Source organism: uncultured Parvibaculum sp., assembly GCF_963975745.1.
Classification (GTDB): Bacteria; Pseudomonadota; Alphaproteobacteria; order Parvibaculales; family Parvibaculaceae; genus Parvibaculum.
Genome location: NZ_CAXBIB010000016.1, coordinates 1 through 12520, shown reverse-complemented (window position 1 = coordinate 12520; position 12520 = coordinate 1). Strand labels below are relative to the sequence as shown.

At 62.3% G+C, this 12520-nt stretch carries 16 protein-coding genes and 1 tRNA gene; 7 read left to right on the top strand and 10 right to left on the bottom strand.

The genetic code is table 11. The features are described 5' to 3' along the window. Positions 1-24: 24 nt before the first annotated feature. Complete coding sequence (locus tag AAC071_RS12885) at positions 25-453, top strand: hypothetical protein (RefSeq protein ID WP_339833090.1); 429 nt, start codon at positions 25-27, stop codon at positions 451-453. Positions 454-865: 412 nt separating this feature from the next. Next, the gene (locus AAC071_RS12880; RefSeq protein WP_339833089.1) at positions 866-1708 is read left to right on the top strand and encodes an EamA family transporter; all 843 of its coding nucleotides are present in this window, start codon (positions 866-868) and stop codon (positions 1706-1708) included. Between the two features lie 419 nt (positions 1709-2127). Here AAC071_RS12880 and argC read toward each other — a convergent pair whose 3' ends face one another. The 4 genes from argC to AAC071_RS12860 form a co-directional block, all read right to left on the bottom strand. Then, positions 2128-3081 carry an N-acetyl-gamma-glutamyl-phosphate reductase gene (gene argC / locus AAC071_RS12875; protein WP_339833088.1) on the bottom strand — a complete coding sequence of 318 codons (954 nt, stop codon included), beginning with the start codon at positions 3079-3081 and terminating at the stop codon, positions 2128-2130. Between the two features lie 140 nt (positions 3082-3221). After that, positions 3222-3695 (bottom strand): 30S ribosomal protein S9, encoded by a 474-nt coding sequence (gene rpsI / locus AAC071_RS12870; protein ID WP_339833086.1) that lies wholly within the window; start codon positions 3693-3695, stop codon positions 3222-3224. Positions 3696-3697: 2 nt separating this feature from the next. After that, positions 3698-4162: a 50S ribosomal protein L13 gene (gene rplM / locus AAC071_RS12865; protein WP_339833085.1), complete on the bottom strand. Its 465-nt coding sequence runs from the start codon at positions 4160-4162 to the stop codon at positions 3698-3700. Positions 4163-4406: 244 nt separating this feature from the next. Continuing rightward, entirely contained in the window at positions 4407-4823 is a 417-nt protein-coding gene (locus tag AAC071_RS12860; RefSeq protein WP_339833203.1) for a PaaI family thioesterase, read from the bottom strand. A 101-nt stretch (positions 4824-4924) separates the two neighbouring features. Between AAC071_RS12860 and AAC071_RS12855 the strand changes: the two genes are divergently transcribed. Then, positions 4925-5464 carry a GNAT family N-acetyltransferase gene (locus tag AAC071_RS12855; RefSeq protein ID WP_339833084.1) on the top strand — a complete coding sequence of 180 codons (540 nt, stop codon included), beginning with the start codon at positions 4925-4927 and terminating at the stop codon, positions 5462-5464. Positions 5465-5466: 2 nt separating this feature from the next. On the opposite strand, the gene AAC071_RS12850 is transcribed toward AAC071_RS12855, so the two are convergent. Next, the gene (locus tag AAC071_RS12850; protein ID WP_339833083.1) at positions 5467-5772 is read right to left on the bottom strand and encodes a helix-turn-helix transcriptional regulator; all 306 of its coding nucleotides are present in this window, start codon (positions 5770-5772) and stop codon (positions 5467-5469) included. After that, complete coding sequence (locus tag AAC071_RS12845) at positions 5769-6092, bottom strand: type II toxin-antitoxin system RelE/ParE family toxin (RefSeq protein WP_339833081.1); 324 nt, start codon at positions 6090-6092, stop codon at positions 5769-5771. Before AAC071_RS12845 ends, AAC071_RS12850 begins: the two co-directional genes overlap by 4 nt. A gap of 90 nt (positions 6093-6182) precedes the next feature. Between AAC071_RS12845 and AAC071_RS12840 the strand changes: the two genes are divergently transcribed. The 3 genes from AAC071_RS12840 (at position 6183) to AAC071_RS12830 (ending at position 8890) form a co-directional block, all read left to right on the top strand. Beyond that, a complete protein-coding gene (locus tag AAC071_RS12840) occupies positions 6183-6998 on the top strand; it encodes an enoyl-CoA hydratase (RefSeq protein WP_339833079.1) in 816 nt (271 codons plus the stop codon). Further along, positions 6998-7420, top strand: coding sequence for a CoA-binding protein (locus tag AAC071_RS12835; RefSeq protein WP_339833077.1), 423 nt, complete (start codon positions 6998-7000; stop codon positions 7418-7420). Before AAC071_RS12840 ends, AAC071_RS12835 begins: the two co-directional genes overlap by 1 nt. 195 nt (positions 7421-7615) lie before the next feature. Continuing rightward, on the top strand, positions 7616-8890 hold the full coding sequence (locus tag AAC071_RS12830; RefSeq protein ID WP_339833075.1) for an O-acetylhomoserine aminocarboxypropyltransferase: 1275 nt from the start codon (positions 7616-7618) through the stop codon (positions 8888-8890). 308 nt (positions 8891-9198) lie between these two features. On the opposite strand, the gene AAC071_RS12825 is transcribed toward AAC071_RS12830, so the two are convergent. From AAC071_RS12825 to AAC071_RS12815, 3 genes are all read right to left on the bottom strand, one after another. After that, a complete protein-coding gene (locus AAC071_RS12825; RefSeq protein ID WP_339833074.1) occupies positions 9199-9819 on the bottom strand; it encodes a hypothetical protein in 621 nt (206 codons plus the stop codon). A 201-nt stretch (positions 9820-10020) separates the two neighbouring features. Beyond that, a complete protein-coding gene (locus AAC071_RS12820; protein ID WP_339833073.1) occupies positions 10021-10626 on the bottom strand; it encodes a hypothetical protein in 606 nt (201 codons plus the stop codon). Between the two features lie 91 nt (positions 10627-10717). Beyond that, entirely contained in the window at positions 10718-11752 is a 1035-nt protein-coding gene (locus AAC071_RS12815) for a COX15/CtaA family protein (RefSeq protein ID WP_339833072.1), read from the bottom strand. Between the two features lie 246 nt (positions 11753-11998). Between AAC071_RS12815 and AAC071_RS12810 the strand changes: the two genes are divergently transcribed. Further along, positions 11999-12214: a DUF2842 domain-containing protein gene (locus AAC071_RS12810; protein ID WP_339833071.1), complete on the top strand. Its 216-nt coding sequence runs from the start codon at positions 11999-12001 to the stop codon at positions 12212-12214. 227 nt (positions 12215-12441) lie between these two features. On the opposite strand, the gene AAC071_RS12805 is transcribed toward AAC071_RS12810, so the two are convergent. After that, positions 12442-12518: transfer RNA gene (locus tag AAC071_RS12805), tRNA-Pro, on the bottom strand. Between the last annotated feature and the right edge of the window lie 2 nt (positions 12519-12520).

Below are 12520 nucleotides of genomic sequence, written 5' to 3'. Positions count from 1 at the left end.
CTGGAAACTCGAAGGGAATTGGCCGTGAAAAATTTTGGAGTGATCTGTCTGGCGGCCTTGGTGGCTGCGTGCACAACCGTCAATGTCACGTTGGTCGAACAGGAAACAGGGCTGATTGGAAGAGGCACCGCGGATGCAGGCGAAAATTCGGGGACGATGAAAGTTGCGTTCGCTGACAGGACTTTTGAAGGACCGTGGACTGTCATGCGAACAGCCGGCGGCGAGACATACTATCTCAGCGAACAAGGACACGTCGGTGTAACGGCAATTGGCAGCAGTGGGCGCCTGACGTCCGATTCAGCATCCGGAATGGGTGTGGCAAATCTCAGTGCCGGCGACGGAACGACTATGCGATGTGAATTCAAGTACTCGATGGTCGGCCTGCGTGTCTCGGGACTGGGTGTGTGTCGAGATCGAGAGGGAAAACTCTACGATCTTCAGATTTCCAGCTAGCTGCAACTTCAGGATTAAGCTCAAGACGCCCGTCGCAAACGAAACAGAAATTAGAAAGCGGCAACTTCGGAATTTGCGGCTTTCTGGATTGCTTCGTCGCTATCGCTCCTCGCAATGACGAATACCGGGTGAACCCGAAACCAACCTTCCACCTCCCCCTTGCGGGGAGGTCGAGAAATTCGCGGTACGCGGATTTCTCGGGTGGGGGTCGCGGCCGCGCGGCATACACAGCACCCACCATTCGTCGCCGAGCCCCCCACCCGAAGGGCTTCGCCCTTCGACCTCCCCGCGAGGGGGAGGTGAAGTGGTTCAGCGCAAACCCCTTCGCCTAAATCCCCTCTCGGCAGACTCAGCGCCACAGGCTAGCCTCCCCGGGTGCCGCCATCCCGCGGTCCCGCCGAAAGCGCTCGCCTTGACCCTGACCGTCACCCTCGCCGTCCTCGCCTCCGCCCTGCTGCACGCCACCTGGAACGCGCTGGTCAAGACCGGCGCCGACCGGCTGATGATGATGGGCTGGATTGCGGCGGCGACGGGCCTCGTCGCGCTGCCCTTCCTGCCCTTCATTCCCCTGCCCGGCTGGGACGTCGCGCAGATCCTCGCCCTCTCCTTCCTGCTCCATGCCGGCTACAAGCTCTTCCTGGTCAAATGCTACGAACACGGAGATTTCGGCCAGGTCTATCCGCTGTCGCGCGGGTTGGCGCCGGCGATCGTCACCATCATCGGCGCGGTCTGGCTCGGCGAAATCCTGCCCACGCCGGCTTTCGTCGGCATCGCGCTGGTCGCCATCGGCATTGTCAGCCTCGCCTTCCGCCGCACCAATGGCGCGGGCCTGCCCAACGACCCGCGCGCGCTCGCCTATGCGCTCGGCACCTCGCTCTTCATCGCCGCCTACACGCTGAATGACGGCCTTGGCGGCCGCGTCGCCGAAAGCCCGCATATCTATGTGATCTGGCTCTTCGCCGGCGACGGGCTGATCTTCTTCCTGCTGGTGCTCGCCCGCCGCGGCCGCAGGTTCCTCGTGCCGCAGCGCGCCATGGCCATCGGCTTTGCCGGCGGCGTGATGTCGGTGATCGCCTACTGGCTGGTGATCTGGGCGATGACGCTGGCGCCGCTCGGCCCCGTCGCCGCCTTGCGCGAAACCAGCGTCGTCTTCGCCGCGCTCATCTCCGGCCTGCTGCTGAAGGAAGGCCTCGGCTGGCGCGCCGTCGCCGCCGCCACCATCGTCGCCGCCGGCGTCATCCTGCTCAGAATGTAGGAAGGAATTGGCACGCGGAGACGCGGAGTCGCGGAGAAGAAAAGAAGGGTTTGCACGCGAAGCCGCGAAGACGCGAAGAAGAAGTAAGGGAAGGTATCACGCAGAGGCGCAGAGACGCAGAGAGGAATGCATGTTTGGCAAGCGGCCGTTTCCTGTCGCCTGACTTTCTTTGCCGGGCAAAGCCCGGCAAAAAGAAAAAGGGCGCATGCTGGATTTGCTGCCCTCGCCCCGCTTGATGGCACCTCTGCGTCTCTGCGCCTCTGCGTGAACAATTCTTTCTTCTTCATGCAGGAAGAGTCTTCGCGCCGAAGGCGCAATAATTTTTCTTCTCTTCTCCGCGACTCCGCGTCTCCGCGTGAAAACCCTTCTTCTTCCTTTCTTCTTCGCGTCTTCGCGGCTTCGCGTGCAAACCTCTTCCATCAAAGATTGACGCCGAGCCCCTCATCGGCGCCGATCATGATGTTGAGGCACTGCACCGCCTGTCCCGACGCGCCCTTGCCGAGATTGTCGAGCAGCGCCACCAGCCGCGCCTGCTTCGTCTTCTCGTTGCCGAAGACGAACAGCTTCATCTCGTTCGAGCCGTTCAACCCTTCCGGGTCGAGCTTGGTCATCGCCGCACTCTCTGCAAGCGGCGCAACCGACACGAACCGCTGCCCGTCGTAAGCCGCCGCCAGCACCTCATGCACTTGCGCCAGCGACGGCGTGCCCGGCAGCGCCCAGAGCTGCAGTGGCACCTCGACGATCATGCCCTGCGCATAGCGCCCGACATTCGGTGTGAAGAGCGGCGGATGGTCGAGCCCCATATTCTGCTGCATCTCCGGCACATGCTTGTGCGCGAGGCCCAGCGCATAGGCGCGGAAGGCTTCGAGCGTGTAGTTCGACGACGCCTGATCCTCGAACTCGGCGATCATCTGCTTGCCGCCGCCCGAATAGCCCGACACCGCATTGACGGTGAGCGGCCAGTCCGCCGGCAACAGCCCCGCCTCCACAAGTGGCCGCGTCAGCGCGATGGCGCCGGTCGGATAGCAGCCGGGATTGGTGACGCGCGAAGCACCCGACACGAGCTGCCGTTGCGCCGCCGTCATTTCGGGAAAGCCGTAGACCCAGCCCGGCGCCACGCGATGCGCCGTCGAGGCATCGATGACGCGCGTCGTCTTGTTCCCGATCAGCGACACGGCTTCCTTCGCCGCATCGTCCGGCAGGCACAGCACCACGATGTCGGCGGCGTTGAGTGCCTCTTTCCGCGCACCGGCATCCTTGCGCCTGTCCTCGCCCAGCGAAATCAGTTCCAGATCGTCGCGCCCGTCGAGCCGCGCCCGGATCTGCAATCCCGTCGTCCCCACTTCGCCATCGATGAAAACCTTCGTGGTCATCTCTTCATGCTCCGCTACTTGTGTCCCACCTCCCCCTCGCGGGGAGGTCGATCCGCGTCAGCGGATCGGGTGGGGGGAAGCCACAAACAAAAAAGGCGCCTCGTTTCCACGAAGCGCCTTTCCGTGAACCCCGGAGGGGATCAGCGCTTCGAGAACTGGAAGCTGCGGCGGGCCTTCGCCTTGCCGTATTTCTTGCGCTCGACAACGCGGCTGTCGCGCGTCAGGAAGCCTTCCTTCTTCAGCGCCGGACGCAGGCCCGGTTCGAAATAGGTCAGCGCCCGCGAAATGCCGTGGCGGATGGCGCCCGCCTGGCCCGACAAGCCGCCGCCCACCACCGTGCAGGTGATGTCGTACTGCTTTTCGCGCTGCGCGGTCACCAGCGGCTGGTTGAGGATCATCCTGAGCACCGGGCGCGCGAAATAGACTTCGAGCGTGCGTCCGTTGATGCTGATGCGTCCCGAGCCCGGCTTGATCCAGACGCGGGCAACGGCGTTCTTGCGCTTGCCGGTCGCATAGGCGCGGCCGAACTTGTCGAGCTTGGGCTCCGCAGGCGCGGCTTCCGCCGCCGGTGCGATCGCTTCTTTCAGGCCTTCAAGCGTGGTTGTTTCGGACATGGTCATGCGATCCTGACGTTCTTGCGGTTGCGCGCCGCGAAGTCGATCTTCTGCGGCTGCTGCGCCTCATGCGGATGCTCGGGCCCGCCATAGATGTGCAGGTTGCCGAGCTGCTTGCGGCCGAGCGGCCCGCGCGGGATCATCCGCTTGACCGCCAGTTCCAGCACGCGCTCCGGGAAGCGCCCTTCGAGAATGCGCTTCGGGCTGGTTTCCTTGATGCCGCCGGGATGGCCCGTATGGCGGTAGTAGCGCTTGTCGTCGTATTTGGCGCCGGTGAGAGCCACCTTGGCCGCATTGACGATGATCACGTTGTCGCCGCAGTCGAGATGAGGCGTGTAGGTCACCTTGGTCTTGCCGCGCAGAACATTGGCGACATAGGACGCAAGACGGCCGAGCACGATGCCTTCGGCATCGATCACGATCCACTTCTTCTCGATCTCCGAGGCTTTCGCGGAATAGGTCTTCATTGCGAAACATCCTGCAAATCAAAGAGGGGCGGCAAAGCGCCACCCCGGTTCGGCGCTGCTTCTAGGCGATCCCCGGGGACCTGTCAACAACATCCGGCCGCTCCGGGGCCCGAAAAACGCTGAAATGACAGGCTTTTGCCGATGGGGTATTATAATACCCCACATCCACTGCCCCATCTTCCCACCCGCCCCTGGGGGCCGGGTGGGAAGAAAGACTTACGGCTGCCTTTGCCGCCAGCCCCCCTCACTTCGGCGGAATCGAATAGGTCGAAACCGCATGGGCGACCGGGTCGCCCTCCGCCCCCTCCTGCCACATCGCGATCTCGCCGACCGCCAGCGCCCGTCCGAGCTTCAGGAGCCGCGCCTCGCCCAGAATGTCGGCCGGGGCCGGCTTCCTGAGGAAATTGATCGACAGGTTGGTGGTCACCGCCAGCGCCACCGGCCCGATATGCGCCAGCACCGCCGCATACATCGCATAATCGGCCAGCGCCATCATCGCCGGGCCCGAAATCGTGCCCCCGGGCCTGAGATTGCGCTCGTCAAAGGCGAGCCTGAGCCGCGCGAAACCCGGCCCCACTTCCTCGATCCGCGTCAGCGCGCCGCCCTCGCGCATCTGCGGGAACTCGCGCGCCATGAAATCCTCCAGCGCCTCGACGCTCATCACCGGCTTGAAATCGGCCACCTTGCCCTCCCCTTGGCTGCCGCCGCTTTTACCCGAAGCCGCGCTGCGGTTAAACTCCGCACCCCGCCGAGGAGAAAGCCATGCCCCCCGCCACGCTGACGACCGAACGCCTGATCCTGCGGCCATGGGTTGAGGCCGACTCCGCGCCCTTCGCCGCCATGTCGGCCGACCCGAAAGTGATGGAGCATTTCCCGGGAACGCTCAGCCGCGCCGAAAGCGACAATGTCGCGCAGATCCTGAAATCCGACATCGAGATCATGGGCTATGGCTTCTGGGCCCTCGAAGTGCCGGGCATCGCCCCCTTCATCGGCTTCACCGGCATCCGCCCGGTCACCTTCGAGGCGCATTTCACGCCTGCAGTCGAGATCGGCTGGCGCCTCGCACCGGCCCATTGGGGCAAAGGCTACGCCTCGGAAGCCGCCCGCGCCGCGCTGGCCCACGGCTTCGCCGCCGGCCTCCCCGAAATCGTCTCCTTCACCGTCACCGCCAACACCCGCTCCCAGGCCGTCATGCGGCGCCTCGGCATGACCCACGACCCGAAGGACGATTTCGACCACCCGAACCTGCCCCTCGGCCACAAGCTGCGGCGCCATGTGCTTTACCGGATGAAGCGAACTTAGATTTAGCTTGCCACCAGATCGACCTTGAGCCGCGCGCCCACAGCCTCGGCATACGCCGCCAGCGTTTTCAGGCCGGGATCGACCTTGCCGCTTTCGAGTCGCGCAATCGCCGATTGTGTCGTCTTCATCCGCTTTGCCACTTCGGCTTGCGTCAGTCCTGTCTTGTGTCGGAATTCGGCCAGCCTGAAGGCAAGCTCCATCACCGGGCCAAGCCGTTCATACTCTGCCCGAAACGCGGGATCCTTTTTCCACTCGGCCGAAAGACGCCCGAACGGAATGGTCTTGGTCGTCTTGGTCTTGTTACTCATCGCACATCCTTCGCTCGCTCTTCCGCCAGGTCGACAAGCCGCGCTGGCGTCTTCTGCGTCTTTTTGGTGAAGGCAAGCACGATAACGACGCGCTTGCCTTTGGCGGTCACGTAAAGCGCCCGGCCGATGCCCTCGCCGCCGCTCGCGCGGATTTCCCATATCTTGCCGCGCAGGTGTTTGACATGCGGTTCGCGCATCCGCTCCAGACCGACAAGCGCGATGCGTTCGACAATGCGCGTCAGCGACGCCCGAACCTGCAGCGGCAAGGCATCGATCTCGGCCGCGACCGTCTCATTGAGAACTTCGACCTTCCATGTCATCTGGTTTGTTATATAGCATATACGCTATGTATGTGCAACAGGCGCCGCCCCCGCTATGCTCCCCCGCAAGAAACACAGGGAGACGCCACCATGAGCCAGCCCGCCGCAAAGGCCGCCGAGCCCCTCCTCCTCCGCGAGGACGCAGGCGGCATCGCCCGCCTGACGATGAACCGCCCGGCGCAGCGCAACGCCCTGTCGCGCGACCTGATGGACGCGCTGCAGGCCGAATTCGCGCATATCGCCGAAGACCGTGCCGTGCGCGCCGTGGTGCTGACAGGCGCCGGTCCCGGCTTCTGCGCCGGCCACGACCTGAAGGAACTGACGGCCGCCCGCGCCGAAGCCGATCGCGGCCGCGCCTTCTACGAAGCGACGATGCGCCAGTGCAGCGCCTTGATGCAGGCGATCGTCCATTGCCCGAAACCGGTCATCGCCCGTGTCCACGGCATCGCCACGGCCGCCGGCTGTCAGCTTGTCGCCAGCTGCGACCTCGCCGTCGCCGCGGACGAGGCGAAATTCGCAACGCCCGGCGTCAATATCGGTCTCTTCTGTTCGACGCCGATGGTCGCGCTCTCGCGCAACGTCGCGCGCAAGCAGGCGATGGAAATGCTGCTGACCGGCGAAATGATTTCGGCCGCCCGCGCCGTCGAGATCGGCCTCGTCAACCGCGCCGTGCCGGCCGCCGAACTCGATGCCGCCGTCGCCCGTTTCGCCGAAACCATCGCCTCGAAATCGGCGCATACCGTCTCGATCGGCAAGCGCGCCTTCTACGAGCAGCTCGAAAAGCCGCTGGCCGAAGCCTACGACTATGCCAGCGAAGTGATGGTGAAAAACATGCTCGCCCGCGACGCCGAGGAAGGTATCGGCGCCTTCATCGAAAAACGCGAGCCGAAATGGGAAGACCGCTGATGCCCGCATCGGAAGCGACAGCCGCCGACATCGAGGAAATCCTGCGCGAGACGAAGCTGATCGCCCTTGTCGGCGCCAGCGCCAATCCGCGCCGCGACTCCTACGGCGTGATGCAGTTCCTGCAAGGAAAAGGCTATCGCGTGATCCCGGTCAATCCGGGTCTGGCCGGCCAGACCCTCAACGGCGAAAAGGTCTATGCGACGCTCGCCGACATTCCCGAAAGGATCGACATGGTCGACGTCTTCCGCAATTCCGAAGCCGCCGGCCCCGTCGCCGGCGAAGCGGTCGAGATCGGCGCGAAATACATCTGGATGCAACTCGGCGTCGTCAACGAGGAAGCCGCCACCCGCGCCCGCGCCGCCGGCCTGAAAGTCGTGATGAACCGCTGCCCGAAGATCGAGATACCGAGATTGGGGCGTTGAAGACCCCCTCACCCTTCCGCGGGCTGACGCCCGCTCCCTCCCTCTCCCCTGCGGGGAGAGGGATTGAAATGCGCGCTCCAATTTCCCTCTCCCCATCGGGGAGAGGGAGGGAGACGCCGCAGGCGTCGGAAGGGTGAGGGGGGCGGCGCCCACGAACAGCGCCACTTGAACCGAAAGAAAACCAACGAGGCAAACATGACCGACCGCAAATTCGACACCCTCGCGATCCATGCCGGCGCGAAGCCCGACCCCACGACCGGCGCCCGCGCCACGCCGATCTACCAGACGACCTCCTTCGTCTTCGACGATGTCGATCACGCGGCCTCGCTGTTCGGCCTCCAGGCCTTCGGCAACATCTACACCCGCATCACCAACCCGACGACCGCCGTGCTGGAAGAGCGCGTCGCCGCGCTCGAAGGCGGCACGGCGGCGCTGGCCGTCGCGTCCGGCCATGCGGCGCAGATGCTGGCCTTCCACACCCTGCTCGAACCCGGCGACCGCTTCGTCGCCGTCAAGCAGCTCTATGGCGGCTCGATCAATCAGTTCGGCCACTCCTTCAAGAAGTTCGGCTGGGAAGTCGATTGGGCCGACGGCACCGATCCGGCCTCGATCAAGTCGGCCATCGGCCCGAAGACAAAGGCCGTCTTCATCGAAAGCCTGGCCAATCCGGGCGGCATCGTGATGGACATCGCGGCGATTGCGAAACTCGCGCATGACGCCGGCGTACCGCTGATCGTCGACAACACGCTGGCCTCGCCCTATCTCTGCCGGCCGATCGAACACGGCGCCGACATCGTCGTCCATTCGGCGACGAAGTTCCTTGGCGGCCACGGCAATTCGATGGGCGGCATCATCGTCGACAGCGGCAAGTTCGACTGGGTGAAGTCCGGCAGATATCCGACGATGACCGAGCCCTGCGCCTCCTATCACGGGTTGAAGATCGCCGAGACCTTCGGCCCCATCGCCTTTGCGATTGCCTGCCGCGTGCTGGGCCTGCGCGATCTCGGCCCCGCCATCTCGCCCTTCAACGCCTTCATGATCCTGACCGGCATCGAAACCCTGCCGCTGCGCATGCAGCGCCATTCGGACTCGGCGCTGAAGGTGGCGAAGTTCCTGAAGGACCATCCGAAGGTCGCCTGGGTCTCCTATGCCGGCCTCGACAGCGACCCCTTCAACAAGCTGATGAAGAAATATTCGCCGAAAGGCGCCGGCGCCGTCTTCACCTTCGGCCTGAAAGGCGGCTATGAGGCGGGCATCGCCCTTGTCAGCAAGGTCGAACTGCTGAGCCATCTCGCCAATGTCGGCGACACGCGCAGCCTGATCATCCATCCCTCATCGACGACACATCGTCAGTTGACGGAGGAACAGCAGACCGCCGCCGGCGCCGGCCCCGACGTCGTCCGCCTCTCGGTCGGCCTCGAAGACCCCGCCGACATCATCGCCGACCTTGACCAGGCGCTGGGAACGTAAGAAGAAGCGACCCCCCTTTCCCTCTCCCCTCCGGGGAGAGGGAGGGAGCCATCGTCAGATGGCGGAAGGGTGAGGGGAGCGTAGGCCCCCGCACGAAATCAAAACCAAAGGTGTCATCCCGGGGCTCGTCCCCGGGACCCACTCGCAGTGCCTCTTGCCGCAGGCACAGATGGATTCCGATTTTCGTCGAGACAACAAGCTCCTTTTCCTTGTTCCTGCTTTTGCAAGAAAACTCAGACAAAATATAAAATGCTGCTCCGAGCGAAAGCCGCAGATCGAAATCCCATCCAAAAATCACGAACAAATATCTAAGAAAGAGTCTTTAGAGCAGAGCCGATATCTTCCGAGGCATTCTTTGACATTGTAAGGGCTGCTTTTGCCACTCCGCGATATACTTGAGCTAGCGCTATTCGAACTTCTGCGTCCTGCTCTAAATACCACTTGCTAGCAATCGCTCTAAAACCTCCGATTTGATAATAGAACTTAACAATGCGATCCACTCTCACATCATGATGCTCCACTGCGGCTGAAAAAATTTGATCGTTGTGTTTACGAAAGGCATTGTCAGTAATTGCAACTAGAAGCTGTTCAAGCACGTCGTCATTGGTAATCATGGGACTGGGAGGAATCGGATTATCAAATGCATTTATTATTCGTTCGGCTACCAACCCAACTTGCTGAACTTCAAATAGTACCGCGCTAAAAGCCGCTCGGACGTCTCGATTGTGCAGCCGGTCGTCACGCCTACGGTTAAGTTCGGCATTTGTCATTGCGCCAACAAGAAGCGCCGCGAAACCGACGAGGGCGCCGAAATAAGAAGCTGCGTCCTTGAAGCCGACCGTGGCGAGTGGCAGAAAAACAAACAGTCCCACCGAGCCGAAAAACAAAGCAACGGCCGCAACTGGTTGCGTCAGAAGTTTTGCAATCACTTCCCCCTCCCGTGAATCAGCATCACGTATCGACGCATCGCTAGAGCGTCACAACGGAATCGATGGCACTATCTGGACAGCAATACGCGTTTGTGATCCCCCTACCGCATAATCCGGCGCCCATGCCACAGCGCCACCGTCAGCACGATCAGGCGCAGACCTGATACTTCCGTGTCCTCACGGAAAACCACTTTTTGACACCTACAAATCGTCTGGCTGGGGCACACTAGTATCTCTAAGAAGAGTTTCGATTTGGTCGGCTATTCCGCTCAATACATCATATGCCAGCAATCGACTGCCGTCTTTCATCACAATCTTTGCGCGATAGGAAGAACTGACTCGCGCTAGCTCAAGCTTGGAATTCGACGTTCTAGAACGCTCCTCTCCGGCATTTTCCTGTCGCTCAATAGTCCCATCTCCTCGTCCAATCTCAATAGAAAACGCCTCGCCAAATCCCAACGTTTCTTGCATTGACACCGAATGTGTAGCGCTCACGCTAGCTTCAAGAGATACATCATCAGGTCTCGTGCGCACTTGGAGGTGTTTGCCTTCGTTTGCCATAGACTGACAAATCGCGAAATGCGGATATCCCTCTTTCAGAATTTCCTTGGTGGTGCCGGGAGGCGAATACTCGGAGCCCACGAAACGGTCTACAGCACTCCAGCCTGCAATCGCAGCAGCTTGGGCCGCATCGATAATTGCATTCTTGTTTTCGGTACCGTCAGCGGCCTTGAGTTGCACAAGATCGCGCCTCATCTTGGCGAGACTGTGCCACGATGAACTGCGTCCAAACCTGTGGTCAGGCATGATGATCCCTCCATAGCCGAAAGTCCGCTATTCATTGAGCGTAAAGGACAGAACAAAGAAAATCACACTCTCATTCTACTCTGCGATTTCCCTACCGCATCACCCGGTGCGCATGCGCCAGCGCCACAGTCAGCACGATCAGCGCACCGGCCTGATGCGCCGCGCCGAGCGGGATCGGCACCGCCCAGAGCACCGTCCAGATGCCGAGCGACGCCTGCGCCACGATGGCGAGCAACAGCAGCCCTGCGCCCTGCGCGGCTTGCGTCCGCCGCGCCGCGAACCAGTGCCAGGCCGCGGCGAGGATCAGCAGATAGGCCGCGATCCGGTGTTGGAACTGCACGGTCAGATGGTTCTCGAAGAAATTGTGCCAGAGCGGCGCGAGCCGCATCATCCCCTCGGGCACCCACGCCCCGTCCATCAGCGGCCAGGTATTGTAGACGGCGCCGGCACGCAGGCCCGCCACGAAGGCACCGAGGATCGTCTGCAGAAAGACGAAGGCGACAAGCGCCAGCGCCGCTTTGGCGATGCCATCGAGCGCCCGCGATGCCTTGCCGCGCATCAGATCGAGCACCGTCCAGACCAGCGCCATATAGATCAGTGTCGCCAGCCCCAGATGCGCCGCCAGCCGGTACTGGCTGACTTCGGTTCGCTCGGTCAGACCGCTCATCACCATCCACCAGCCGAGCACGCCCTGCATGCCGCCCAGCACGAACAGCCCGATGAGCCGCGGCAGCAGCGCCCGCTCGACGCGCCTGGTGACGAGGAACCAGACAAAGGGCACGAAGAAGGCCAGTCCGATCAGCCGCCCGAGAAAGCGGTGGCTCCATTCCCACCAGTAGATCGTCTTGAACTCGGCCAGCGACATGCCCTTGTTGATCAGCTGGTATTGCGGGATCTGGCGGTAGAGATCGAACTCCTTCTGCCAGTGCGCCTCGCTCATCGGCGGCAGCGCGCCGGTCACGGGCTTCCATTCGGTGATCGACAGCCCGCTCTCGGTCAGTCGCGTCAACCCGCCCACCACCACCATGATGAAGACCAGCGCGGCGACGCAGGCCAGCCAGATCGCGATGGCGCGATGGTTGGCCTGATAGCGTTCGGCGGCATTGATGCGGGACAGAAGGCTCATGGCATCTAGAAATAGACTGCGCGGCGCCTCTCGCCTAGTCCGCATCGCCCGCGACAGCTCGCCGCGCGGCTCTGGAGCGTTTTCAGGAAAAATGGAATCCGGTTTTCCGTCCGGAAACGCGACGAAACCGGAAACCTGGAGTCGTTCGTCGGTTCCGTGAAACGATGAACGACTCTAGGCAGAGCCGGCCGAATGCTCTAATTCGGATTGTCTGGTCATCCCGCGCAGCGCCATCCGGAGTTCTCCATGCGTCTCGGCATCCGCACACGAAAACTGATCGGCACGATCGTCCTGTTGATCGGCCTGACGCTCTATGCATTCCTGGTGATGACCATCGCGGTCAGCGGGCACCTGCCGGAGGGCGGCTTCGTGCAGTTCGTCTACTATCTGACGGCGGGTGTCGTCTGGGCCTTCCCGGCGAAATATCTGATCGTCTGGATGGTCCGTCCCGACCCGGCCTGAAACCGGGGATAAGTATTTTTATCCCCGCCCCACGCCGCGTCCCGTCGCGGCACCGCGATGCCCGCAAGGGCCGTTTGTGACAGTTTCGTGACAGTTGCGTGACAGAGGGGGCTATCAGCCGAAACGGCCTGTCACAGCCTTGTTGAGCACGAAGATCACGACGATGAAGAGAACAATCGGAAGAACGGCGTCGATCATCGGCTAACTCCTTGCAGCATGGCAATAAATGGTCGGAGCGGCCGGATTCGAACCGACGACCCCTTGTCCCCCAGACAAGTGCGCTACCGGGCTGCGCTACGCTCCGAC